The organism is Geobacillus genomosp. 3 (assembly GCF_000445995.2).
Classification (GTDB): domain Bacteria; phylum Bacillota; class Bacilli; order Bacillales; family Anoxybacillaceae; genus Geobacillus.
The window spans coordinates 436,357-460,687 of record NC_022080.4; the positions used below are offsets into that span (position 1 = coordinate 436,357).

Sequence of the window (24,331 nt, forward strand, 5' to 3'; positions counted from 1 at the left end):
TCATACGTGTGTAGGGGCATGAAATATGTTGTGCCTTGGCGAGAGGAACATGAAAACAATCTTTTCAGACCGCGTTTTTTCATTTTGGACAACAGGTGGGATCCTCCCATGCTCGATCAACGGAAGAAAACAGATTATGTCAGTTGGGTTTTGTTGGTGACCCTGCTCCTTTTTGCGATTGAAATTTCATTTTTTCACCCGGGCGTGCTGTTTTCGTTGAGTATATCGGTCGGTGTGATTTATGTTGGAAGGAAAAAATGGCATCGGCGGAAAGGAAAATGGTTGTTTTGGCTTGGCTGCCTCATGTTGGCCATTCACGTCTTAACGATGATGACGGCCCGTTTTGTCATAGTTGCGCTGTTGTGTTATGCCATTTGGCAATTGTTCCAGTCAAAGCGCCATCCGACGGTGATCCGTCCGACTATGGCCGAGACCTCGTATGGGGGAGAGGAAATGGTGCGCCGTCAACCGCTGTTTCAAAATGTATGGGTTGGCCGGCAAGCGACCCCAGAACAGGCGTATGAGTGGAATGATGTCAATATTCAAACGGGGATCGGAGATACGGTCATTGATGTCAGCTATACTGTGCTTCCGAAAGGGGAAGCGGTGATCATCGTGCGCGGCTTGATCGGCAACATTCAAGTTCTCGTTCCGTACGAAATCGAAACGAGGCTCGTTCATTCCGCCATTTTCGGCGCCGCCTCGCTGTTTGGCAAGGAACAGGGAAGAATGTTCAATGAAACGCTCATTTATCAAACTTCTTCGTATGATCAAGCGGAACAAAGGCTGAAAATCGTCACCTCGACGATCATTGGCAATGTCGAGGTGAAACGCGTATGAGCCGGCCGATGTTCGCTTCCGTTTTGCTTGCGCTTATGCTTGCGGTGGTGTTGCTCGCTTCCTTTTTCTATTTGCTTCCACCCGGAATGTGGCCGTCTTTGTGGGAGCAAACCGTGATGGGGCTGCCGTTTTTGCTGTTTGTGTTGGCCGTAAGCCTGTGTATGGGGATCGCTGTCGGATTGATGCTTGATTCCTTCTTTCGCAAGCAATGGCAAGCGGTTGTGCAGGCGCTGCGGCACATTGAACAAGGGGAAATGGGGGAGTTGCATCGGGAAGAGCCGCCGCCGGAACTGCAAGCGCTTTGGCGGCAAATCGAGAAGATGCAAACGCAATGGCTCGAGCAAACGAAGCGCGTGCAAAAATTGGCGGCGGAAAAGGCTGAACAGGAAGAACGGCTCGTTGACCGCATTCTTTCGGAAGAACGAACGCGGTTGGCGCGAGAACTGCATGATTCTGTCAGCCAACAATTGTTCGCTGCTTCGATGATGATGTCAGCGGTCATGGAAACGATGCCGCCGGATGATGAACGCTATCGGAAGCAACTGAAGATGGTCGAACAAATGATTCACCAGTCGCAATTGGAAATGCGGGCGCTGCTTCTCCATTTGCGGCCGGTGCAGCTGAAAGGAAAAACGCTCCAGGAAGGGATGAATGAATTGCTTGCTGAACTGGCGGGCAAAGTGCCGCTCGAGATGAAATGGAAAATCGAAGACATTTCGCTGGATAAAGGGGTCGAGGACCATCTGTTCCGCATTTTGCAGGAGTCGCTTTCCAACACGCTGCGCCATGCGAAAGCGAAATCGTTGGAAGTATTGCTCATCGAACGGGACGGGTTTGCCATTTTGCGCGTCACTGACGATGGGGTCGGCTTTGATGTGGAGCGTTCGAAAAGCGGCTCGTACGGGTTGCAGCACATGTATGAACGGGCGGCGGAAATCGGCGCAACGTTAAAAGTGGTCAGCTTAAAAGGCCAAGGGACAAGGCTGGAAGTGAAAGTGCCGCTTCTGTATAGGGGGGATGACGGTGATTACGGTGCTGCTTGTCGATGATCATGAAATGGTGCGGCTTGGCGTATCCGCGTATTTATCCGCCCAACCGGATATGGAGGTGATCGGGGAGGCGGAAGATGGAAAAAAAGGGGTGGAGCTTGCCCTCGAGTTACGGCCGGATGTCATTTTAATGGATCTGGTGATGGAACCGATGGACGGCATCGCGGCGACGCGCGAAATCATCGGCGCGTGGCCGGAGGCGAAAATCATTGTCGTGACGAGTTTTCTCGATGATGAAAACGTGTTTGCCGCGCTCGAAGCAGGGGCGACGAGCTATTTATTGAAAACATCGAAAGCGAGCGAAATTGCCGACGCCATCCGCGCCACGTTCCACGGGCAATCGGTGTTCGAACCGGAAGTGGCCGGAAAAGTGATGCGCCCGCGACGGAGACAAGCCGAGAGTTTGCCGCATGAGCAGCTCACGAGCCGGGAGATGGAAGTGCTTTTGTTGATGGCGCAAGGAAAAACAAACCAAGAAATGGCCGACGAATTGTTCATTTCACTCAAAACGGTGAAAGTGCATGTAAGCAACATTCTGGCCAAACTCGGCGTCCAAGACCGGACGCAAGCGGTGATTTATGCGTTTCGCCACGGGCTGGTGAAGTGAGGAGTGCATCATTTGGCTGCGATGGGAAAAAGATCGCCATGTTCAGACGAAAACCGCTCCATTTCATCAAAGGGAACAGGAGGATGAAACAGGAGCGGTTTTATTCGTTGCGGTGGATCAAAAAGGCTAATGTTTCGAGAGGAATTACGCTTGTTTGGCCAATTGGCGAAGCTTTCGGTCGTGATGGAGCACCTTCGTGGTCAACACTTCGACCGAGGTTTGCGTGTCTGCGAGTTCTTCTTCGAGGCGATCACTTCGTTCGTTCAGTTGTCTGTTCATCTGTTGCATTTCCTCACGAAGGGAATCGATTTTGGCTTCAAGACGGGTTTCGACAGCATGGATTTCGCCGCGGAGTCGTTGTTCCATTTCGTGCATTTCGCCGCGGAGTCGTTGTTCCATTTCGTGCATTTCGCCGCGCAGTCGTTGTTCCATCGCTTGCATTTCATCGTGCAGTCGCTGTTCCATTTCCTGCATTTTCGAGCTGATTTTGTCGGAATGTTGTTCGAGCGCGTGGAGCACCGCTTGAATGATTGTGTTTTCTTCCATTCGTTTCACCTCCTCATGGCCATTATAGGCGAAACGGAACAGGAGCGAAAGAGAAAAGATGGCGGGTTTCGTCGAAAAGGGGTGGTTGAATTTTTGGGGCGAACCGCGTGTTTTCGATTTATCATGCCGCCGGTTTTGCCATACAATAAAACCATAGCTCGGCCAAAAAAGGAGATGATCAAATTGGATGCGGGTTGGACGTTTGACAACCGTTATGCAAGACTGCCGGAACGCTTTTTCAGCCGCGTTTCCCCCACGCCGGTGCGCGCGCCGAAGCTCGCGGTGTTGAATCGTTCGCTGGCGGCGGAGCTTGGGCTGAATGAGGAAGCGTTGCGAAGTGAAGATGGGGTGGCTGTGTTCGCTGGAAACCGAGTTCCTGATGGAGCGGAACCGCTGGCGCAGGCGTATGCCGGGCATCAGTTCGGGTATTTTACGATGCTTGGCGACGGGCGGGCGGTGTTGCTTGGCGAGCACATCACGCCAAGCGGCGAGCGGGTGGACATCCAGCTGAAAGGTTCGGGACGGACGCCGTATTCGCGCGGCGGGGACGGACGGGCGGCGCTTGGACCGATGCTGAGGGAGTATATCGTGAGCGAGGCGATGCATGCGCTTGGCATCCCGACAACGCGAAGTCTGGCGGTTGTTACCACCGGGGAGACGATTATGCGTGAAACCGAGCTGCCGGGGGCGGTGTTGACCCACGTCGCCTCGAGCCATCTGCGCGTCGGGACGTTCCAATACGCGGCGCAGTGGGGAACGGTCGAGGAGCTGCGCGCGTTGGCCGACTATGCGTTATGGCGCCATTTCCCCGGTTTTGAGGCGGCCGAAAATCGGTATTTGTTTTTGCTGAAACAAGTGATGGAACGGCAAGCGGCATTGATTGCGAAATGGCAGCTCGTCGGTTTCGTCCACGGGGTGATGAACACCGACAATATGACGATCAGCGGGGAAACGATCGACTACGGGCCGTGTGCGTTCATGGATACGTATGACCCGGCGACAGTGTTCAGCTCGATTGATACGGAAGGGCGGTATGCATACGGCAACCAGCCGTACATCGGGGGCTGGAACTTGGCGCGGTTTGCGGAAAGCTTGTTGCCGCTGCTGGATGCGGATGAAGACAAAGCGGTCGCGCTCGCCCAAGAGGCGCTTGACGAATATCCGAAGCGGTACCATCGCCACTGGCTTGGCGGGATGCGGGCGAAGCTCGGCCTGGCTGAAGAGCAGGAAGGGGATGAAGCGCTTGTCGCCGATTTATTGCGGCTGATGGAGGCGCACCGCGCTGATTACACGAACACATTCCGGGCGTTGACGTTAGGCGAATATACGGGGATGGCGCTGTTTGACGCCGCTGAGTTCCGCGAATGGCACGAGCGCTGGCAAACAAGGCTCAGCCAAGAATCGGTGTCAAGAGAGGAAGCATATGAACGGATGCGCCGCCATAATCCGGCTGTCATCCCGCGCAACCACCGGGTTGAAGAGGCGTTGGCCGCTGCCGTCAACTGCGGCGACTACAGCGTAATGGAACGGTTTCTGGAAGCGTTGGCCGATCCGTACGCCTATTCGCCGGAGCAAGAGAAATACGCGGAACTGCCGCCGCCGTCTGACCGCCCGTACCGGACGTTTTGCGGGACATGATGATGGCGTTTTCGTTTAGCGGCAGCGGAGAAACGAATTCTTTTTTGCATCGTCTTATTTGGATAGGAGGTGGTGTGAGTGAAGCGAAATGTTTTTCTCGTTGCCGTAGTGGGAATATTGGTTGTGTGTGCCGCCGTTTTTCCTTGGCAACCGGTTGGGATGGACAAAACAAAAGAGCCATCTGCCTCGTTTCGCCAGCGCATCATCATCCGCGATTCGGTTGATCAGCCGCTTTCACCCCATGTGAAACAAGCAGGGGCGATGGAAACAACTAGCGAGCCGCAGCTGTTGCCTAACGTCGATTTAGACCGTCCGATTGTGATCACGAAGATGCCGCATATCGAGAAAACGAAGAAAAATTGAGGAAAGACATCGCTTTCAACCAATAAAACGGCGATGGCTCGGTGAGGGCTCTGGGTGTGAGCCCTTTTTTCTTTTTTCCTCTTTACTTTCACGCTGCGTCAAGGTGTATCGTCATGAATAGGGAGGTGAGGGAAGTGGAGTACACGGTGCATGAGCTGGCGAAACTGGCCGGGGTCACGAGCCGGACGCTTCGATATTATGATGAGATTGGCTTGCTGAAGCCGGCGCGGTTGAGCGAGGCGGGGTATCGGCTGTACGGGCCGCGTGAAGTCGATCGTTTGCAGCAAATTCTCTTTTACCGTGAACTTGGCGTCGATTTGGAAACGATCAAACAGATCGTTTATTCTCCGTCGTTTGATGAACTTGAGGCGCTCAGACAGCACCGGGAACAGCTGTTGGAAAAACGGCGTCATCTTGATGCATTGATTGCGAGCGTCGAAAAAACGATTGCTGCGAAAGAAGGGGGAATCATGATGAGCGACAAGGAGAAATTCGCCGCGTTTAAGGAGCGGCTGATTGAAGAAAATGAACAAAACTATGGGGAGGAAATCCGGCAAAAATATGGAGAGGAACAAGTGAATCGCTCATACGAAACACTGCGGAATATGACGAAGGAACAGTTTGATGAGGCGGAGCGGCTCAGCCAGGATGTGCTTGAGTCCTTGAAAGAAGCGGTGTTGTCCGGCGACCCGGCCGGGGAGGCGGCGCAGCGGGCGGCTGATTTGCATAGGCAGTGGCTTAGTTTCTGGTGGAATCATTATTCCAAAGAGGCGCACGCCGGGCTGGCGCGCATGTATGTTGAGGACGAACGGTTCAAAGCGTACTATGACCGCGTCCACCCGGGAGCAGCGGAATTTTTCAAAGAAGCGATTTTCATTTATACCGGGATGAAAGATCGTTAAGCAGCAGGCGGCTCGCCCTAAGAATAGGCGGGCCGCTGTTTTTGCCGATGATGGATGAAGGAGAGGGATTTGCGGTACAATCAAAATTGGGCATAAAGGTTGCACAAGAGTTGAACATGGCTATGGAAGGGTCACGCAGGATCCATTGGGTATTTTTGAAGCGGGACCTAATTGTGAAAGCCGTCTATGAGTAAGGAAGAAACAAGAGAAAAAGAAAGGGGATGTTTCCAATGGAAACGTTCAGACAACGGCTGCGGTCGATCGACCAAAAAGGCTATAAGGCGTATAAAGCGATTGAAGGTACATATCGGTTTCCGGCGTTTACACTCGCGATCGACCACGTACAAGGCGACCCGTTCGCCGAGCCGTCCAAGGTGCGGGTAATCGTGCCGCGGGCGAAAACAATAGTAGCGCCAGAGTGGACGAATACGAAGCCGCGCCGCATCCGCTGTGAAGATGTATTGGCCCGCCGCGTCCATCATGAATTGCGGCAATGGCCGCTGCGGGCGCGCGGGTCGGGAAAAAGCGGACTCGTTTTGATTGATGCGCCGGGGCAGAAAGTGGTCGAGCGGACGGCGGTGCAAGTGGCGGACGAGACGATTACCGTTTGCTTGTCGGTCGGTTTGCCGGCGAACGGGCGGCGCGTTTTGGCAAAAGAAGCCGAAACCATCTTTTTCGAGCAAATCCCTTCCGTCATCGAACGGGCGGTGTACGGCCTGCGCCAAGAGGACATCGTTCCAGCGGTGGAGCTGGCTGATCAGCAGCACGCCATCCGCCGCTATTTGCACGAACATGGCTTTGTGGCGTTTGTCGCCAATGGCGCGATTTTGCCGCGGGAAAGCGGGGTGAGCGACAAGCCGCTGCGCCGTGGGGCGGTGCCGTTTCAAAGTCCGCCGGCGCTTGAGATCGCGATCCCCGTTCCGCATCGCGCTGAACCGATCAAAGGCATGGGGATCCGTAAAGGGATCACGCTTATTGTCGGCGGCGGCTACCACGGCAAATCGACGCTGCTTCAGGCGCTAGAGCATGGCGTATATGACCATATTGCCGGCGATGGCCGCGAGTTTGTCATCACGGACAGCGGAGCGGTGAAAATTCGCGCCGAAGACGGCCGCAATGTCACGGCGGTCGACATTTCACCGCTTATTGGCACACTGCCGCACGGCAAAGAGACAACACAGTTTTCGACGGAAAACGCGAGCGGCAGCACCTCGCAAGCGGCGAGCATGATCGAAATGGTCGAAGCGGGGGCATCGGCGTTTTTGATCGATGAAGATACGAGCGCGACGAATTTGCTCGTCCGCGATGCGCGCATGCAGGCGCTTGTGGCCAAAGAATCGGAGCCGATCACGCCGTATATTGACAAAGCGCGCCAACTGTTTCACGATTACGGCATTTCGACCGTCCTTGTCGTTGGCGGACTGGGCGATTATTTGGATATCGCCGATTGGGTGATCAAAATGGAAGCATACGTCCCGTTTGACGTGACGGCAGAGGCGAAGCAAATCGCTTTGCAGATGCCGTCGGGACGAAAAACAGAAGGCGGGGAGTCGTTCGGCCGCATTCGCGAGCGCATTCCGCTGCCTAGGAGTTTGAACAGCCAAAAAGGAAAGAAAGCCAAAGCCGCCGCGCGGGGGCGCCACGTCATTCAATACGGGGAAACGGATGTGCTCCTTTATGCGCTCGAACAGCTTGTTGATGACAGCCAAACGCGGGCGATTGCCGCGGCTTTGCTTTACATGGAACGGAACGGATGGCTGGCGAACCAGCAAACGGTGCGCGAACTGCTTGACCGCATGGAAAAACAATGGGATGATCATGGCCTCGGCTCCATCTCATTCCGAAAAGGCCACCCCGGCGAGCTCGCTCGCCCGCGCCGCTTCGAGCTGGCGGCGGCTCTCAACCGGCTGCGGACGCTCCGGTGCAGCCAATAGCGGTAGAATGGGAGAGGAAACTACAAAGAAAAAAGACGATAAGAGGCATGTTTTTCTTCATCGTTCTAGTCCGGTTTGACAAAGCAACAGCAACGTATCGGCATAAGCAAAATATGCAGTCGATGCGAAGAAGATGCTCTTCTTTATCGAATGGAAGGAAAAATAAGCTGTTCTTAACGTCGATGCCGGCGATGCGGCAAACAAAAAATAGCGGACAAAATCGGTTTGAATCCGCTTTCTGGTGGTGTTCCTGTGATTTTGCTCTAGCGCCGCCGGCCGATTACCGTTATAATTATGTCTATCAGTGTAACGCGGCGGAGGGCGGCAAGGAAGCCGCCGGTTGGTTAGAGGGGGATCAGGGCATGAACAAATCTAAAGGCTGGATCGAATCCGAAATCAGCAAAGCCTTAACAAAATGGGAAAAAGATTTTCTCGGCCGCGGTTCGGTGTCCGTCAAAACCGATATTTTGCGTGATATGATTATCGTTTCGCTGCACGGTATTTTAACGCCTGCCGAATACACCCTTTGCGAGTCAAAGGAAGGGATGCTGGGAGTGAAGCGGTCGCGAACGAGTTTGGTCGAATCAGGAGTCGATGACTTGAAAGAGATGATTTTGGAAATTACCGGTGAGCAGGTGAAAAGCTTTCATACTGATTTAAGCACCCGGACAGGCGAGCGAATTATCGTCTTTAAACTGTTCAACGATTTGGAAAAACAGCTGGCCAAGTAAATTTTTTGGATGACAGGTTGACAAAATTGTTGTATAATTAAAACAACTTCTGTATAGTAAGAATAGGATAAACAAAGACGGTATTGTCGGGAGCCCTTCAAAAAACCTACATCTGCTTAGGTTCGTTGAAGGGAAACCGACTGGCGTCTGTTGCACGAGCAATGACGGGAGATCTTCAAACGATTCATTATCGATTGGTTGAAGATAAACCGGCTATGGGCAATCTATAGGCAATGGAACGGCCTTCCTTCGGCCGCCTTGCTTGATTGACATAGCCGGTTTTTTCTTTTGCTCCTGAAAAAGAGTAGGCGGATGAGGGAGGAGATCTTGATGGGGATTGAATGGTTCGTATGGGGCTGGCTGGCTGCAGTGGCGATCGTTTTGGCCAGCGCGATCATATGGCTATTCCCACGCGTACCGGAGCGATATGTGCATATACACGTCTGGCTGTTGCTTCTTCCAGGAGCGGCGGCTGCCGCCGGATGGATCGGCGCCGGCAACGCAGAGGCTGGGCCGTGGCGGTTTGATGCAGTCAGTTGGTTGATGGCCGTCTATGTTTCACTTCTCAGTTGGGCGATTCAACGGTTTGCCGTTCGCTACTTGCATGGCGACCGCGCTTACCGTCGCTATTTTTCCTTGTTGACGTGGACGGTGTCGGCCGCTTCTCTGACATGGGCAAGCGGCGATATGCGCTTCGTTGCCGTCTGCTGGGGGCTTCCATTGGCAGGCCTTGTGACGCTAACGGCATTAAAAAAAGAGTGGAGGCCGGCACGATTTGTCGCCCGGCAGATGGCGGCAGTATTTGGCATCAGTTGGTTTGCTGTCGTCATCGTAGCTGTTTGGCTTGGGTTGGCGACCGGTGAATGGCGGCTTGTTTCTGCGCTGTCGGAGGAGCACCTTGCTCGTCTAGGCGCCTGGGAGAAGGCGGTGATGAATGGGCTGCTTATTTTGGCGGCGATCATTCCGGCCGGGCAATGGCCGTTTCACCGTTGGTTGATGGAATCGGTGGTGACACCGACGCCGGTGTCAGCGGTTATGCATGCCGGGCTTGTCAATGCCGGCGGGCTATTGCTTTGGCGCTTTTCTCCGCTCTTTAGCGGGACGGGGGCGCATGCAGCACTGTTTCTTGTCGCCTTTGTCTCGATTTTGATCGGCACAGGGATCAGCTTGGTGCATGTTGATTATAAACGCCAGCTTGTTGCGTCAACGATGGCGCAAATGGGGGTTATGCTTGTGCAATGCGCCCTTGGCGCCTACGGGGCAGCGGTGGTGCACTTGGTGTTGCACGGATTGTTTAAAGCGACACTTTTTCTGCAGTCCGGTTCCGTCGTCCCGCGAGTCGGCCGGGCAGGATATCGAAAGGCGAGCGGCTCGTGGCGGGGCGGCATGATCGTTGGCTCGCTGCTTGGAGTCTCCTTTTGGTTCGCTGCTCCCGGCGAACCGGCTCGCCTGTTAAGTGCGTTGCTGCTTGGTGCTTCAGCAGCAGTCGCCTGGGGACGGCTTGCCGACTTTCGCGAAGGCCGTTGGCTTGGTTTCACTGCTGTCGCTGTCTTGGCGTTCGGTTCGGAAACGGTGCGCCATCAGTTTATGGCTTTCTTTCATACAGAGGAGACGCTTTCGTTTGCGTCATCTGCTCTGTTTGAATGGATGGCAAGTGTTTTATTTATCGCTGCGGCGCTGGCTGCCGCATGGATTGCGAACCGGCGCACATCAACGCTTGCCGTTCGCCTGTATATGCGGCTCGTTCATCTTGGAGAACCGCGTCCGGCAGCGATGGAGACGCATCCGCGTTATTTGGCATCTTATATGAAGGAGGGAATGGCTCATGAGTAAAAGTGCGACGTCACTTGAGCGGCCGGTTGGAGTATGGCAGCGGGACCATGCACAAGCCCGCCCGCTCGCTGCCATCGTCAAGGAAGCAGCAAAGGTGATCGCCCCGCTTTGGCCGATTTCGGCATTCATCGCCCGCCATCCATGGATGGGACTGGAAGGGGAACCATTTGCCGATGCCGCCGACCGTCTGCAGCAGGCGCATGGAATTGACTTATATCCGCCGATGGCGGTTTTCCATGCGGCGATGGCAAAAGGGGAGATTGATCTTGTGTTCGTTGAACGGCAGCTGCAGCAGTGGCTCGACAAACAGCCGCTTTCGGTGTCGCGCCGCGAAGCGGAGCCGCTTTGCCGCGCCCTCCTTTGGAACGATACGGTGCCGGAAGAAGCGCTCTGTCTTCCGGAGTTGCCTCAGTTGGCGGAGGCGATCCGGCTGCGTCCGGCGGCTGTCCGGCCGATCAGCGCGCGGTTGGGCAATATTGTCGAACGGCTCGATCAACAGATGATCAAGTGGTGCAAACTGTTTTATGATGAAGCCAAGACACCTTGGGCGCTTCCGCATCGAGAGCGCGGCTTTTATCCGGCATGGCGCCGGCTTGTTGCCGCCGACCCGGCGCTTTCGAAAGAGGAACGGAACCGGCTTGCCGATTGGCCGCACGACGGGGAAGAGGCGCTGCGTCAAGCGCTGATGAAGCTTGGCGTGCGGGATGAAGAGGCCGGCGCTTACTTGGAGGCGCATTTGTTGGCGTTGCCCGGCTGGGCTGGTATGGTTGTATGGCGGTCGCGCCAGGTGGGCGACGAGGTGAGAGGATTGATCGACTATTTGGCGGTCCGCCTGTCGCTTGAATGGGCGCTTGTGGCGCCATATTTGCCGTTTGAACGGGGAAACCATACGGACAGCAGTGCTGTTCTTTCACTGTTGGCCGCTTGGCTGCACTGGGGCGGGATGACGCCGGAAGATTGGCAGAGGCTGCCCGAGAAAGAGCAGCGCGCCCGCCTAGCGTTCGTCGACCGGTTTTGGCGAATTGATCGGTGCCATCTTTGGCTTGAAGCATGGGAAAATACGTATGAAGCGAAATTAAAAGAAACGATATCGGCGAATCGGCCGATGGATGAAACGAAGGCGGCGATAGCACAGCTGTTGTTTTGCATTGACGTCCGTTCTGAGCCGTTCCGACGCCACTTAGAAGCAGTCGGGCCGTTTGAGACATATGGATGTGCCGGCTTTTTCGGCTTGCCGATTCAAACGCGCGCCCTTGACAGCGATGACGTTCACCCGTCGTGCCCGGCGATCGTTGCGCCGCAGCATGAGATCAACGAAACCGCCGTTTTGGAAGCGGCGCGTCCGTACCGCCGCCGGCGCGATATGTTCCGCTTTGTCGGTGAGACGTTTAAAAAAGTTAAGCAGCACGTGTTGGCGGGCTTATTGCTTCCGGAAATGAGCGGTCCGTGGCTCGGACTCCATACACTCGCCCGGAGCGCGGCGCCGGCTTGGGCCGGTCGGGTCGTCCGCCAGGCGGAAGCGGCAGCCGAACAAAAGCCGAAGACGGCCCTGTCGCTTCACCGCCATGGAAAGGATGAATCGACTGGACTGCCGGTCGGCTTTACAACGGAAGAACAAGTGCAATACGTGAAGCAGCTGCTCGTCAACATTGGCTTGACGTCTTCGTTCGCCCCGCTTGTTGTCGTCTGCGGCCATGAAAGCGAGACGGCCAACAATCCGTACGCTTCGGCGCTTGACTGTGGGGCGTGCGGCGGTGCGGCCGGAGCGTTTAACGCCCGGGTGTTTGCTGAATTGGCGAATCTGCCTAGCGTACGCGCCGAGCTGGCAAAAGAGGGAATCGTCATTCCAGATGAGACAGTGTTTGTGGCCGCTGAACATATCACGACCGTTGACGAACTGCGCTGGTTAGAGGTGCCGCCGTTATCGGAAGCGGCTGAGGCGGCGTTTCGACAGCTGAAGCCGGCGCTTGGCGAAGCGAGCCGCCGTGCGAACGCTGAGCGGATGGCAAAGCTGCCGCACGTTGGCGGCACACCGCGCGATCCGGTTGCGGAGGCGCAGCGGCGCGCCGTCGATTGGAGTGAAATCCGGCCGGAGTGGGGGTTGGCCGGGAACGCGGCGTTCTTGATCGGCCGCCGCGAGTTGACAAAAGGAACGAATTTAGACGGCCGCGTCTTTTTGCATAGCTATGACTGGCGGGAAGACCCGACCGGCGAAGCGCTCGCCGGCATTATCGCCGGGCCGGCGACCGTCGGGCAGTGGATCAATTTGCAATATTACGCTTCGACAGTCGCGCCGCATTACTACGGGAGCGGTGACAAAACAACCCAGACGGTCACAGGCGGCATCGGTGTCATGCAAGGGAACGGAAGCGACTTGTTAGCCGGCTTGCCATGGCAGTCGGTCGCCGCGTCCGACCGCGAACTGTTCCATGCCCCGCTCCGGTTGCTTGTCATCATTGAAGCGCCGTCCTATTATATCGAGCGATTGCTCGACAGAAATGAAGATTTCCGGCTCAAAGTACAAAACGGCTGGCTCCGTCTCGCTTCGATTGACCCAAACAGCGGGATGTGGGTGAATTGGAAAGCAGGGCACCTTGCCTCTGTGCCGCCGCGTTAGACAAAAATGTTCTGCCTCCTTCCGGTATGATCCGGCAGGAGGTTTTTGTTTTTGAAATTAAAAAACAAAAACGTTTTGCGGCTGTCGCGGGTATATAAGATGAAAACAGCTTTTAGGGAGTGGGAAAATGGAGAAGGAGCTGATCGAACGGGTCCAGCGCGGCGATGAAACGGCGTTCGCCGAGCTATATGCGCTTTACGCTGAATATGCGTTGCGCGTGGCGGCGGCGGTGACTGGAAACACCGCCAATGCGGCAGACGCTGTACAAGAGGCGTTTATTCGCGTTTATGATCATATTGGACGGTTTGATTCGTTCAGACCGTTTCGACCATGGTTTTACCGCATTTTAATCAATGAATGTCGACGAGTGATGAAAAAGCAGCGGACCATGGCCATGATGAGCGAAGACATAGGAAATAGCCGCCGCCTAGCGTACGAAGAGCATTACGCATTTGAGCAGTATGAAGAGCTGTACCGCGCGATTGGACGTCTTAAAGAGGAGCAGCGTATAGCGATTGTGCTGAAATATTTGCAAGGGTTTACCGATGAGGAGATTGCCGACATTCTGGATTTGAATGTGAATACAGTCAAGTCAAGGCTGTTTAAGGCGCGGGGTCAGTTAATGAAATGGATGAAAATGAGAGAGGAGAGAGGTGCGGGAAATGGATGAGCGGAAATGGGACGAAATGATACAAACAGCGCTGCTCTACGGAACGGATGAGGCAGCCGAACAGAAAGAAGATGTATGGGTGCACATTCGCTCTCGTATGGTGAAACAGCGACGGAAACGCCGCCGTACGGGAAAGAGGGGGTGGATGGCGGTTTCAGCGGCGGCAGCGGTCGCGCTGGCGTTTTTGTTCACTGCCCCTGGTCAGGCTGCGATCGATCAAGTTAAGCAATGGTTTGCCCCGAAAAAAGTGATCACAGAGGAAATTGAAGGGCAAAAAGAACAAAAGGAAGTAACGTTGAACGAGGGGAAAGCCGGCTATGTTATTTACGTCGATGAAAGCATGTACCGAATGGAAACAAGAAACGGGCACGATCGCATTGTGCCGCTTCATCAAGGAGGAAGCGACATCCCGCCGGTATATATGGAAATTCGTCAAGTGACGGATCGATCTCCGGAAACGGTTGCCGCTGAGTTGGAACAGGAAGTGAAGGAGAAATACCCGGTCATCATTCAAACTGGGAAGGTGAAAGAGCCGGTGACTGGCTATGTCATTCACGGGGAAGCCGGGTATAAGTGGAATGACGAAGTTGTCAAATATTATGTTGTTCCGAACGGCAAAGGCGGTGCGTTTATTATTGAGCAACGGTATTTTCTTGAAGCAAGCGAAGGGCACGGCGCTCGGTTTGACTATATGGTAAGGCAATTTCACATTGTGGATAAGCAGGAAGCGGAATAAACTTCGTCTTGTGCCGGCCGTCAAAACAAAAGGAAGGGAAAACCGCAGACGACAACGAAATAAAATAATGAACGTCCGGAAATATTCGGTGAAAGAAAAGAGGGAAAGCGGATGAAAACGCAGTTTATCGCCGGCCATGCACGGCTTCCGGCTGGAATGGCGGCCAAAAGCCTTTACGATACGCTAACGATCACGGCAGAGATTGATAAAAAATACGGGGTGATCGTGGAGGCCTCGTGCACGCTCGCCACTGAACACGGGCGTGATTACATCGCCCGGCTGCTGCGCGGCCATTCGCTGCGCGACGGCATTGACGAGCTGTTGGTGGAACTTGACGAAGGGTATTTGGGCAAAGCGCATTCCGCCTTATGCGCGGCGCTGAAAGATTTATACAAACAATATTGCAAAATGGATGAGAAAGACGAATAAGCGGCCGTTCCCCATCAGCGGATGGGGACAGCCGCGTTTTTGCGCGTGACCGCGATGGGGTCTCCGCTATTTCGACGATGGTTTAGTCCTTTTAGTCCTCGTCTGGCCGCCATGCCGGCAATGTTTTGCGCAGCGGTTTGTCTTCACGGTAGCCAAGCACGTATTCCGCCTGCATGATCGTATGGATTTCCCGCGTGCCTTCGTAAATGACCGGCGCTTTCGAGTTGCGCAAATAGCGCTCGACCGGGTATTCATTCGAATAGCCGTAGGCGCCGTGAACTTGGACCGCATCGTCGGCTGCTTTGTTGGCATAGTCGCAGGCGATCCATTTGGCGAGCGATGTTTCTCTCGTGCAGCGGCGGCCTTCGTTTTTTAGAAACCCAACTTTGTACACGAGCAGGCGGCTGATTTGCAGGCCGGCTTCCATGCGGGCGATCATTTGCTGAACGAGCTGATGGCGGCCGATTTCTTTGCCGAACGTTTTTCGCTCATGGCAGTATTTGACGCTGGCTTCCAGGCACGCCATAATAAGGCCGACGGCGCCGGCGGCAACCGTGAAACGGCCGTTGTCAAGCGCGGACATGGCAATTTTGAATCCTTCGCCTTCTTCCCCAAGCAAGTTTTCTTTCGGGACGCGGACGTTGTCGAAAAACAGCTCACCGGTGTTTCCGGAACGAATGCCAAGCTTCCCTTTGATCGGGCGCGATGAAAAGCCGGGCATGGTTCGTTCGACGATAAAGGCGGAAATGCCGCGATGTTTTTTCGCTTTGTCCGTATAGGCGAACACGAGGAAATGGTCGGCGATGTCGGCAAGAGAGATCCATGTTTTTTGCCCGTTTAAAATATAGTCGTCCCCGTCGCGGACAGCGGTCGTTTGGATCGAAGCGACGTCCGAGCCGGCGTTTGGTTCAGTGAGGCCAAAGGCGCCGATTTTTTCCCCGCGCGCTTGCGGGACGAGGTATTTTTGTTTTTGTTCCTCAGTCCCCCATTGCAAAAGAGTGAGGCTATTGAGCCCGGTGTGAACCGACACGGCGGTGCGAAACGCCGTATCGCCGCGCTCGAGCTCTTCGCAGACGATGGCGAGCGAGTTGTAGTCCATGCCCATGCCGCCGTACTGCTCCGGAATGCAGACGCCCATTAGATTGAGTTCGGCGAGCCGTTGAAAAATATTGTGGTCAAATTCGCCGCGCTCATCCCATTCTTTCATGTGCGGTATAATTTCTTTGTCAACAAACTTGCGCACCGTTTGCCGCAGCATTTCCTGCTCTGGTGTAAAGTCGAAGTTCATCATCGTTTTCCATCCCCCTATGCATCCATTTGTTATTTAAACATAATTGCATCAACCGTTTCGATATGCCGGCGTTCACGGGTGTTCCGCCGGCCGTTGTAAGAGGTCGTGTCTCCTCCTTGGTCATGGCGACTCGTTACCATTGTTGTCGGCTGCTTGCCCGTTTCGCCACCCGGCTTCGGCTTCGCCGTTATGCTCGCCGGCGAGCGGGGGCGGCAGCCGATAGGAGACCGGTGTCCCAGACAGCTTGAGCGGGCTGGCGACGAGTTTCAGCGGGCCGACGGTTGGGTGGTGCATCGTGACCGTCATCTGGCGCGCGGCGGTTTGCGGATGGCGAAACAGTTCATCCATTGTCTGCACCGGGCCGCACGGAATCCCTTTTTCAGCGAGAAGGCGCTGCCATTCGGCGCGTGTTCGTCGCTTGATCTCTTCATTCAGCCGTCGGTTGAGTTCGTCCCGATGGGCGACGCGGCCGGGGTTGGTCTGAAAGCGCGGATCCGTTCCGATCGAGCGGTCGGACAACAGCGAGCAAAGCGCTTGAAATTGCCGGTCATTGCCGACGGCGATGACGATCGGTCCGTCGCTTGCTTCATACGTCGAGTACGGGACGATGTTCGGATGTTCATTGCCTAGCGGCCGCGGAATGTCACCTGACATTAAGTAGTTCGCCGCGACATTGACAAGCGTACCTACAGCACAATCAAAGAGTGACAAATCAATTTTTTGTCCGTGTCCTGTTTTTTCACGGGCCAAAAGCGCCGCTTCAATGGCGATGGCGGCATACAGCCCGGTGAACACGTCCGTGACGGCCACCCCCACTTTGAGCGGGCCGGTGTCCGCGGTGCCGTTGATGCTCATCCAGCCGCTCATCGCTTGAATGATATAGTCGTAGCCGGCAAGCGAGGCGAGCGGGCCGGTTTCCCCGAACCCGGTGATCGAGCAGTAGATGAGGCGCGGGTTGAGGCGGGATAGCGATTCATAGTCGAGTCCCCATTTGTCCATCGTCCCGGTTTTAAAATTGTGGATGACGACATCGGCTGTCTCCGCCAGGCGGCGAACGGTTTCCCGCCCTTGCTCGGTTTTGAAATCGAGGGTTATACTCCGCTTGTTGCGGTTGACCGCCGTGTAGTAGGCGCTCATCCCATTTTGGAACGGAGGCCCCCAAAACCGGGTGTCATCCGACCCGCCCGGCGCTTCGATTTTGATGACATCGGCCCCTAAATCGCCTAATATCATCGTCGCATACGGGCCCGCCAATACGCGCGACAAATCGAGGACACGCACGCCATCAAGTGCTCCCGCCATTCGTTTCCCTCCTTTCCTGACATGCAAAAAGCCGGTTCCTAGGCAAAGTAAAGACAGGAACCGGCTTGAGCGGACTGAGGGAGCATGCCGGCAAGGACATGCCGCCAGACCGCACAGTTCTTTTGAATATTATGGAAGGCAAACATAGCGATGAACGCTGCCGTGACGGGCAGCGAGGTCAACGAACAGTGATGCCGGCCGTCTGATCTGCCGGGCGGTGAAGCGGGCAGGAGACGACTCGATACATTTATTATAAATTATTGTTTGATAATTGTAAATAGTCTAACTGATATAAAAAACATCCGCCAGCCTTAATCGGCTAGCGGAAGGAAGTAAAGATACGCTTCGCTGTGTTGACGGCGTAGCGGCTGCCGCCGTCGTTTTCCACCCCTTCGATCAACAGGGCAAGCAACAGATCACGGCGGTCGGCCGGGTAGGCAACGAACAAGCCATTTTCCTTTCCTTGTGTTCCTTTTTCCTGCTTCAGCTCGGCAGTTCCGGTTTTGCGGGCAACATGAACAGGAAATATAATCCAACGAAAAGGATGATGGGAAAACATTGCCGTCCAAAGTCAAAAGGGGGCAACATTTGCCTTTGTTCAGATATAATTGTAAAGAAAGGGGAATCGATGAGATAAGGAAGTGATGGGGTATGTTTCATATTTTAGTGACGACAGACGCCAATTATCTTCCGCCGCTGAAAGTGTTGATGCATTCCTTGTTTTGCCATAATCGCCGTCCGTTCATATTTTATTTGTTATATTCGCGTATTGGTGGAGAGGAGATCAAAGCGCTTGGCGATTTTGTCCGCCGGCAAGGGCATGAGTTCGCGCCGATTTACGTTGACCCGCAGCTGTTTCATGACGCCCCGGTGTTCCGCCATTATACAGCTGAAATGTATTACCGGCTGGCGGCGCATTTGTTTCTTCCGCCCGATGTTGATCGGGTGCTGTACTTGGATCCGGACATCGTTGCCATCAATCCGATCGATGAACTGTATGAGATGGACTTTGAGGGGAACTGGTTTATCGCTGCTGAGCATACGCATTCGACCAAAGTGGCCAACTTGTTCAACAAACTTCGCTTGAAGACGCCGAATGCGAAAGGCTATTTCAACACGGGCGTCATGATGATGAACATCGCGGCGATGCGTGAACACGTCCGGCTTGCTGATATTTACCAGTTTATCCGCGACAATCGGTTTAAGCTTGTCCTTCCTGACCAAGATGTGCTCAACGGACTGTATTGGGACAAAATCAAGCCGGTCGACGGGTACCGCTACAATTATGATGCCCGTTATTACGATTTTTTGCAGCTGTTGCCCAATCCGAAACATAATTTGGCTTGGATCGAAGAAAACACCGTCTTTATTCATTATTGCGGAAAAGAAAAACCGTGGAAAGACAATTACAAAGGAGAGCTCGGCCTGTTTTACAGGCGATACAGCCAAGTGCTCGAACTCGAGGAGGAGGCGACGACATAACGGTGCAGTCTGCGAAGGAAAGAGGTGTCCCAACGAAAGGACACCTCTTTCCGTTACCGTTTGCGTTCTTGCCGGCGGATGCCAGCCGCCGCAGCGCGCGCTTGCGCCTCGAGATCTTCATGGTCGGCAAATTCCGCCGAATACTCGACGTCAATGCCGTCAGATTTCAACTGTTTCGGAACCTGCGGCAAAGTCGCCTTGTTTTTGTCGCGTGCCCGTTGTCCGCGAGATCGGCCCATCGTCCATGCCCCCTATAGAAATGTGTGAATCGTACGATTCATTCATTAGGATGGCATGAATGATACCGGTGTATAAATAGTAATCGTTTCTAATGGCGCGCCTTTTTCGGCGTATAGCCGCCCGCCTGGTCCGCCATTTTAAAATCGCGGGCATAACTCACTTCTTGGGCGCTTGTCAACGTATGTTTCACTTTTTCGCGCTTCCGTTTTTCCGCCATCGCTCGTTCCCTCGCTTTGCATCAATATTTTTTCAGTTCCATTTTGGACGTCATCGGCCATTTTTATGCATAAAAAGAGGATGTCCGGACGGACAGCCTCTTTTTGGGTGGTTATGCGGCCCCCCGCGCTTACGCTTCTTTTCGTTGTTCCTCTTCCAGCGTGAAGGAGGGATGGCGCATCGTATAAAGGGTGTAGTTGTCTTTCGTAATTTCATACAAGTTGTACACATCCGCACCGATTTGCTCGAGCAACGCCCGCCGCGTTTCATTAGCCGGTGTCACATATGGCAGTTTTTCCGCCGCCTTAATCGAGCGGACATTGACTTTACGGATGCGCAAAAACACCGTTTCGATCGAAAGTTCGTAAAACAGTTCGTGGAAAAACGCTTCTTTCGCGCGGCGATTGTAACCGAGCCCGTGATACGGCTTGCCGAGCCATGTTCCCAAAAAGCCGGCGCCATCTTCGATATCAAAGAGGCTGATCGTGCCGATCGGGTTTCCCCATTCGTCCAAAATCGTGCGCGAAATGAGTTCGCCTCGTTCTTCCGCCTCGATGAGCTGTTTCGTCATGAACAAAAACTCTTCGTACGAGCCCGCTTTTTGGCGCACAAAAGGGAAGACGTCCGGGTGCATCATCAGCTCGTACAGCGCATGGCAATCCTGCAGCTCGCGTTTTTTTAGCATGGCCAATCCCTCCTTTGGATACCGAGGGCAGCCTCCTAGCGGGAAACCACCCTCGAAATTTTTTTATTAAAACTTCATTAAAAAAATTTCGGGGTGGGAATCGAACCCACTAGAACCAGCGCGAGCGCTGGTGGCGCACCATTTGCCTTCCCCTTACTCCTGTCTGTATGCGGTTATGAACAACAACTGCCTTGAAGTCTTCTTTATCATACACGATTCAATTTAAAAAGGGAATTGCTTTTTTGTTAATTTTTTTTGGATATTTTTTGTCGGACGTCTGCCAAAAGCAAATCGGTAAGACTATCTTCCAACGTTGGGAACGAAAAGCGAAAACCGGCTTGCAGCAGCTTTTCCGGAATGACGCGCTGCCCTTCGGTAACGAGCATGCTCATTTCACCAAGAAGAAGGCGAAGTGCCCAAGCGGGAACCGGAAGCCAATGCGGACGGCGAAGCAGGCGGGAGACCGTGCGGCCGAACTCGTCCATTTGCACAGGATGGGGAGCGGTGAAATTGATCGGGCCGGACAATTCCTCGCGCTCGATGAGGAATGCGACCGCGCGCACGACGTCTTCAAGATGAATCCATGATAGCCATTGCCGGCCGTTGCCGATTGGGCCGCCTGCGAACAAACGATACGGCATAATCATCATCGGCAAAGCGCCGCCGTTTGGAGCGAACACAACGCCTAAGCGGGCATAGACGGTGCGGACGCCGAGCTGTTCGATGGGGCTCGCTGCTGCTTCCCACGCCTGAACGGTTTTGGCGAGAAAATCGCTGCCGTAATCGGTTGTTTGTTCCGTAAATGTCGTGGAGTCTGAGGTGCCGTAAATGCCGACGGCGCTGGCGTTGATGAATAAGATCGGCCGTTCGGACAGCGAGCGAATGTAGTTCACCATTGCCTCCATTGCCTGCAGGCGGCTGTGAACAATCACCTCTTTTTGCTTTGCCGTCCATCGCTTCCGGTTGAGCGGCTCCCCAGCCAAATTCACGGCCACGTCGATGGCGGCCGGCTTCCGGTTATCGTCGAAGGAAAGGTAGTGAATGCGGTCTTCTGAAGATTTCGGAGAGCGGGTGAAAATGTAAATGTCATGTCCTTGACTGGAAAAATGGCGGGCGAGCGCCTGGCCGATCAGCCCGGTTCCGCCATTGATGGCGATGCGCATCGTTGTTCCCTCCTTATTATTTTATGGCGCGAACAGCGTTTTTTTCTCCTTTCGCCATCGATGCCGGAAGTTCCTTCTTTATGATACGATAAAGGTGGGGAGGGCGAACGATGGGAACGATTGTCGAAGTGAGGGCAACGAACGAAAATGCCGAGCGGTTTTGGCTTGTCATCGACCGCGGCTCTGAATCGCCGCTAAGGCTGGCAGTCGATCAAGATGTTGTGCTGCAGTTCCGCCTAAAAAAGGGGATGACGATCGACGATGCGCTTTTTCGCGATATCGTCTATGCCGACCAAGTCAAAAAAGCGTACCAACAGGCGCTTTACTTCTTGGCCCATCGGATGCGCTCAGAGCATGAAATTGTGGTCCATTTGCGGAAAAAAGGCGCCGTTGATCCGGTCATTGAAGACGTGCTCAAGAAACTCCGCGCTGAGCGGTATGTCGATGACGAGGCGTTTGCGGCCGCCTATGTGCGCACGCAAAAAAAGACGGCGGCAAAAGGGCCGCGCCTCATTCGCGCGGAACTCGAGCGGCTCGGCGTGCCCGCCCGTGCGATTGAACAAAGTTTAGCCGCTTATCCGTTTAACGAACAAGCGGCGATAGCCCGCTCGCTTTACGAAAAAGCAAAAAAACAACGGCGGCCTGAGTCATTCCGCGCGTTTCAAGAACGGGTGAGACAACAGCTTTTTCGAAAAGGATTTCCAAACGGCGTCATTGCTGCTGTATTGGCGGATGATACGGGCGCCACTGAACAAGAAGAGTGGGAAGCGTTGAACGTTCAGGCGGAAAAGGCGCACCGCCGTTATGCGCACCATCCGCGCCCGCTGTATGAGCAAAAAATGCGCCAAGCCCTTTATCGAAAAGGATTTTCACTCGACTTGATCGACGAATGGCTGCGCGGGCAAGGCAGCGGTGAAAACCAAAAAGGGGGATCGTGATCATGAGAGAGGACCAAAAACGGTATAGCGAGATGACGGCGGAGGAGTTGCAGCGGGAAATCGCCATGTTGGCCGAGAAAGCGCGCAAGGCGGAGCAGATGGGCATGGTGAACGAATACGCTGTCTACGAGCGGAAAATGGCTATGGCAAGAGCGTATATGATGAATCCAGCTGATTTTCAGCCCGGCGAGATATACGAAATCGAGGGGGCACCGGGGGAGTATTTTAAGGTGCGCTATTTAAAAGGAGTGTTTGCCTGGGGCTGGCGGCTGAAAGGAAACGGGGAGGAAGAAGCGCTGCCGATTTCGCTGCTTCGCAAACCGAATTTGCCTTCATCATGACGGGCGGGCTCAATTTACAGCCGGACGGAAAGCGAGCTGAAAGGAAAAACTTAGGGGGGAACAACCCCCTAAGTTTGTTCGCTACGACTGTTTGCGTGTTTGCCGCTCTAAAATGATGAGATCGAGCGTTTGCTGTGTTTCGCCGTTTACTTGTGAGTGGGCATGCTTCGGGTTGGCCCATGGTTGTTGGAACGGATTTGAGTAAAAGTTGTCATAAAACGCCTTGCGCCGATGGTGACCCATGAGACCGTTCACCTCGCTGCGGAATGTGTCGGGGGGAGCAGACGGATGGTGCCATGCTCCCCCGGTTTTGATCATTATTAAAAGAAATCGCTTCGTTCACCCGAGGCGCGCATTCGTTCTTGCGGGTGGGTGTTGGTCGTGCCGTCGGCCCGCTTTGACGCATACTCGGCTTTGGCGCGCGGTTCGCCTTCGAACTTGTTGTTGTTTTGGTTCGGGAAGTTGCGCTCTTTATTCCGCACGGCCCATTCCCCCTTTTGAGGCGTGCTCGTGTTGGATGGCCAACACGTATTCTTATTATGGAACGACAGACGGTGCTTATGTGTGCAAATTGTTGGGACCAAAACAAGCTGCGCTGTCAGTTTGGCGCCACCTCGAGCTTTTTCCGCAGCCTTCCTTCGCTGAAAATCCAACCGGTGTATGAGCTGACCATATTGAGGTCGCGGTCTAGCTGGACGACGGCCACAAACGGGTAGTATCCTTTGCTTCGATAGCGTAAATCGGTAAAACGCACTTCATAATAATCATCATACTCGTTCATTTCCCAACGGTACACCGGGGAAAAGGATAAAAAAGCAGCGACGTTTTCGTCGCGCTTGGCGGCGTTGATCACCGGGTGGTCGGGAAGCGGCCGCTTTTGGAAGCGGTCGAGGATGACGAGTCGGCCGCGCTTTACACGGGCGACGTAAAATTCACTGTCTGTCGAAATCGCTAAATGCCATTCGCGGGGTCGCCATGTCGGCACAGTAATGATGTCCGTCACCCCGTGTATAGAGGCGTGCACGAGCTGTTTAATGTTGGCTTGCTCGCGGAAGCGGAACACGTAATACGCGGCCACGAGCGCATAAACGGCGAGGAACGCATAACCGGGGTGGACGCCGAGAAACAGGGCGCCGACGCCGAGCAAATGAAGCACAAAAATGACCGGATCAAACGTATGAATGACGCCAAGGGCAATCCATTTTTTTGTAAACGGGCGCAACGCTTGCGTCCCGTAGGCGTTAAAAATATCGACAAACACGTGAAAGGCAACAGCCACAAACGTCCAAAGCCAAACGCGGAGCCAGTCCGTTTCCGGATAGACGGCGGCCATGATGCCGACGATCAACAGCGGCCAAATGACAACGGCAGGAATTGAGTGGGTGATGCCGCGATGGTTGCGAATATATTTGGCGTTATTGCGCAACTTTAAAATCGTATCGATATCGGGTGCCTGTGATCCGGCGAGCGTGCCGATGAGCACGGCGTGGGATAAAAATGGATCGTGGGCGATGGCGGGGTCGAGCGATGCTAAGCTGCCGAGCGCCACCCCCATTAAAACGTGTGTGCCTGTATCCAACGTCAAGGGCCTCCTTTGTCAGCGTCGTTTGTTAGTATATCCCGCCTGGGGCCGGGCCAATAACCGCTCTCTTGCCCAGCCGAGGCAAACAATGGTATGGCCATTGTACCATATGATGGCGACTGACGGCGAGGGACAGAATCACTAAAATCCGTTATCGACATATGGGCAGCAGCGGATGGTGTTTGGCAAACAAAAC

Annotated in this window: 27 protein-coding genes; 16 read left to right on the plus strand and 11 right to left on the minus strand. The window is 54.2% G+C overall.

Annotated features, from left to right (window positions below; translation table 11 throughout):
- The first annotated feature begins 108 nt into the window (after positions 1–108).
- From liaF to M493_RS02265, 3 genes are read left to right on the plus strand one after another with little or no spacing between them, the layout of a single operon-like run.
- Positions 109–840, plus strand: coding sequence for a cell wall-active antibiotics response protein LiaF (gene liaF / locus M493_RS02255; protein ID WP_020958655.1), 732 nt, complete (start codon positions 109–111; stop codon positions 838–840).
- Positions 837–1,889 (plus strand): sensor histidine kinase, encoded by a 1,053-nt coding sequence (locus M493_RS02260; RefSeq protein WP_020958656.1) that lies wholly within the window; start codon positions 837–839, stop codon positions 1,887–1,889. The genes liaF and M493_RS02260 overlap by 4 nt, the downstream gene beginning before the upstream one ends.
- Positions 1,864–2,496, plus strand: coding sequence for a response regulator (locus M493_RS02265; protein ID WP_020958657.1), 633 nt, complete (start codon positions 1,864–1,866; stop codon positions 2,494–2,496). Before M493_RS02260 ends, M493_RS02265 begins: the two co-directional genes overlap by 26 nt.
- A 144-nt stretch (positions 2,497–2,640) precedes the next feature.
- Here the strand turns inward: M493_RS02265 and M493_RS02270 are convergent, their stop codons facing one another.
- On the minus strand, positions 2,641–3,042 hold the full coding sequence (locus tag M493_RS02270) for a hypothetical protein (RefSeq protein ID WP_020958658.1): 402 nt from the start codon (positions 3,040–3,042) through the stop codon (positions 2,641–2,643).
- A 174-nt stretch (positions 3,043–3,216) separates the two neighbouring features.
- Here M493_RS02270 and M493_RS02275 point away from each other — a divergent pair, with 174 nt between their 5' ends.
- The 10 genes from M493_RS02275 to M493_RS02320 all read left to right on the plus strand — a co-directional run bounded on the left by M493_RS02275 (position 3,217) and on the right by M493_RS02320 (position 14,895).
- On the plus strand, positions 3,217–4,680 hold the full coding sequence (locus tag M493_RS02275; protein WP_020958659.1) for a protein adenylyltransferase SelO: 1,464 nt from the start codon (positions 3,217–3,219) through the stop codon (positions 4,678–4,680).
- A gap of 78 nt (positions 4,681–4,758) precedes the next feature.
- Entirely contained in the window at positions 4,759–5,043 is a 285-nt protein-coding gene (locus M493_RS02280; protein WP_020958660.1) for a hypothetical protein, read from the plus strand.
- A 113-nt stretch (positions 5,044–5,156) separates the two neighbouring features.
- Positions 5,157–5,945 (plus strand): MerR family transcriptional regulator, encoded by a 789-nt coding sequence (locus M493_RS02285; protein ID WP_041267727.1) that lies wholly within the window; start codon positions 5,157–5,159, stop codon positions 5,943–5,945.
- Positions 5,946–6,175: 230 nt separating this feature from the next.
- Positions 6,176–7,879, plus strand: coding sequence for an ABC-ATPase domain-containing protein (locus M493_RS02290; RefSeq protein WP_020958663.1), 1,704 nt, complete (start codon positions 6,176–6,178; stop codon positions 7,877–7,879).
- A gap of 362 nt (positions 7,880–8,241) precedes the next feature.
- A complete protein-coding gene (locus M493_RS02295) occupies positions 8,242–8,610 on the plus strand; it encodes a DUF2294 domain-containing protein (RefSeq protein ID WP_023817470.1) in 369 nt (122 codons plus the stop codon).
- Between the two features lie 330 nt (positions 8,611–8,940).
- On the plus strand, positions 8,941–10,443 hold the full coding sequence (locus M493_RS02300; RefSeq protein ID WP_020958665.1) for an NADH dehydrogenase subunit 5: 1,503 nt from the start codon (positions 8,941–8,943) through the stop codon (positions 10,441–10,443).
- Positions 10,436–13,060 carry a DUF2309 domain-containing protein gene (locus tag M493_RS02305; RefSeq protein ID WP_020958666.1) on the plus strand — a complete coding sequence of 875 codons (2,625 nt, stop codon included), beginning with the start codon at positions 10,436–10,438 and terminating at the stop codon, positions 13,058–13,060. Before M493_RS02300 ends, M493_RS02305 begins: the two co-directional genes overlap by 8 nt.
- A gap of 127 nt (positions 13,061–13,187) precedes the next feature.
- Positions 13,188–13,730: an RNA polymerase sigma factor gene (locus M493_RS02310; RefSeq protein WP_020958667.1), complete on the plus strand. Its 543-nt coding sequence runs from the start codon at positions 13,188–13,190 to the stop codon at positions 13,728–13,730.
- On the plus strand, positions 13,723–14,466 hold the full coding sequence (locus M493_RS02315; RefSeq protein WP_020958668.1) for a hypothetical protein: 744 nt from the start codon (positions 13,723–13,725) through the stop codon (positions 14,464–14,466). Before M493_RS02310 ends, M493_RS02315 begins: the two co-directional genes overlap by 8 nt.
- A 111-nt stretch (positions 14,467–14,577) precedes the next feature.
- Positions 14,578–14,895 (plus strand): DUF3870 domain-containing protein, encoded by a 318-nt coding sequence (locus M493_RS02320; RefSeq protein ID WP_020958669.1) that lies wholly within the window; start codon positions 14,578–14,580, stop codon positions 14,893–14,895.
- 91 nt (positions 14,896–14,986) lie between these two features.
- On the opposite strand, the gene M493_RS02325 is transcribed toward M493_RS02320, so the two are convergent.
- From M493_RS02325 to M493_RS02335, 3 genes are all read right to left on the minus strand, one after another.
- Entirely contained in the window at positions 14,987–16,186 is a 1,200-nt protein-coding gene (locus tag M493_RS02325) for an acyl-CoA dehydrogenase family protein (RefSeq protein ID WP_020958670.1), read from the minus strand.
- 120 nt (positions 16,187–16,306) lie between these two features.
- On the minus strand, positions 16,307–17,488 hold the full coding sequence (locus M493_RS02330; protein ID WP_020958671.1) for a CaiB/BaiF CoA transferase family protein: 1,182 nt from the start codon (positions 17,486–17,488) through the stop codon (positions 16,307–16,309).
- Positions 17,489–17,807: 319 nt separating this feature from the next.
- Positions 17,808–18,047 (minus strand): penicillin-binding transpeptidase domain-containing protein, encoded by a 240-nt coding sequence (locus M493_RS02335; protein WP_020958672.1) that lies wholly within the window; start codon positions 18,045–18,047, stop codon positions 17,808–17,810.
- Between the two features lie 92 nt (positions 18,048–18,139).
- Between M493_RS02335 and M493_RS02340 the strand changes: the two genes are divergently transcribed.
- A complete protein-coding gene (locus M493_RS02340; protein WP_020958673.1) occupies positions 18,140–18,970 on the plus strand; it encodes a glycosyltransferase family 8 protein in 831 nt (276 codons plus the stop codon).
- Between the two features lie 53 nt (positions 18,971–19,023).
- Here the strand turns inward: M493_RS02340 and M493_RS02345 are convergent, their stop codons facing one another.
- The 4 genes from M493_RS02345 to M493_RS02355 all read right to left on the minus strand — a co-directional run bounded on the left by M493_RS02345 (position 19,024) and on the right by M493_RS02355 (position 21,274).
- Positions 19,024–19,209 (minus strand): YfhD family protein, encoded by a 186-nt coding sequence (locus tag M493_RS02345; protein ID WP_020958674.1) that lies wholly within the window; start codon positions 19,207–19,209, stop codon positions 19,024–19,026.
- Between the two features lie 89 nt (positions 19,210–19,298).
- Entirely contained in the window at positions 19,299–19,427 is a 129-nt protein-coding gene (locus M493_RS17460) for a YfhE family protein (RefSeq protein WP_020958675.1), read from the minus strand.
- A 129-nt stretch (positions 19,428–19,556) separates the two neighbouring features.
- Positions 19,557–20,111, minus strand: a complete 555-nt coding sequence (locus M493_RS02350) for a GNAT family N-acetyltransferase (RefSeq protein WP_020958676.1) — start codon at positions 20,109–20,111, stop codon at positions 19,557–19,559.
- A 245-nt stretch (positions 20,112–20,356) separates the two neighbouring features.
- Positions 20,357–21,274: a TIGR01777 family oxidoreductase gene (locus M493_RS02355; protein ID WP_020958677.1), complete on the minus strand. Its 918-nt coding sequence runs from the start codon at positions 21,272–21,274 to the stop codon at positions 20,357–20,359.
- A gap of 110 nt (positions 21,275–21,384) precedes the next feature.
- Here M493_RS02355 and recX point away from each other — a divergent pair, with 110 nt between their 5' ends.
- Positions 21,385–22,212 carry a recombination regulator RecX gene (gene recX, locus M493_RS02360; protein WP_020958678.1) on the plus strand — a complete coding sequence of 276 codons (828 nt, stop codon included), beginning with the start codon at positions 21,385–21,387 and terminating at the stop codon, positions 22,210–22,212.
- A gap of 2 nt (positions 22,213–22,214) precedes the next feature.
- Positions 22,215–22,553, plus strand: coding sequence for a YfhH family protein (locus M493_RS02365; RefSeq protein ID WP_020958679.1), 339 nt, complete (start codon positions 22,215–22,217; stop codon positions 22,551–22,553).
- Positions 22,554–22,634: 81 nt separating this feature from the next.
- On the opposite strand, the gene M493_RS17465 is transcribed toward M493_RS02365, so the two are convergent.
- From M493_RS17465 to M493_RS02375, 3 genes are all read right to left on the minus strand, one after another.
- On the minus strand, positions 22,635–22,796 hold the full coding sequence (locus M493_RS17465) for a YpzG family protein (protein WP_020958680.1): 162 nt from the start codon (positions 22,794–22,796) through the stop codon (positions 22,635–22,637).
- Positions 22,797–22,873: 77 nt separating this feature from the next.
- Entirely contained in the window at positions 22,874–23,035 is a 162-nt protein-coding gene (locus M493_RS02370) for a small, acid-soluble spore protein K (RefSeq protein WP_020958681.1), read from the minus strand.
- A gap of 116 nt (positions 23,036–23,151) precedes the next feature.
- Complete coding sequence (locus M493_RS02375; RefSeq protein WP_023817471.1) at positions 23,152–24,132, minus strand: metal-dependent hydrolase; 981 nt, start codon at positions 24,130–24,132, stop codon at positions 23,152–23,154.
- Positions 24,133–24,331 lie beyond the last annotated feature (199 nt).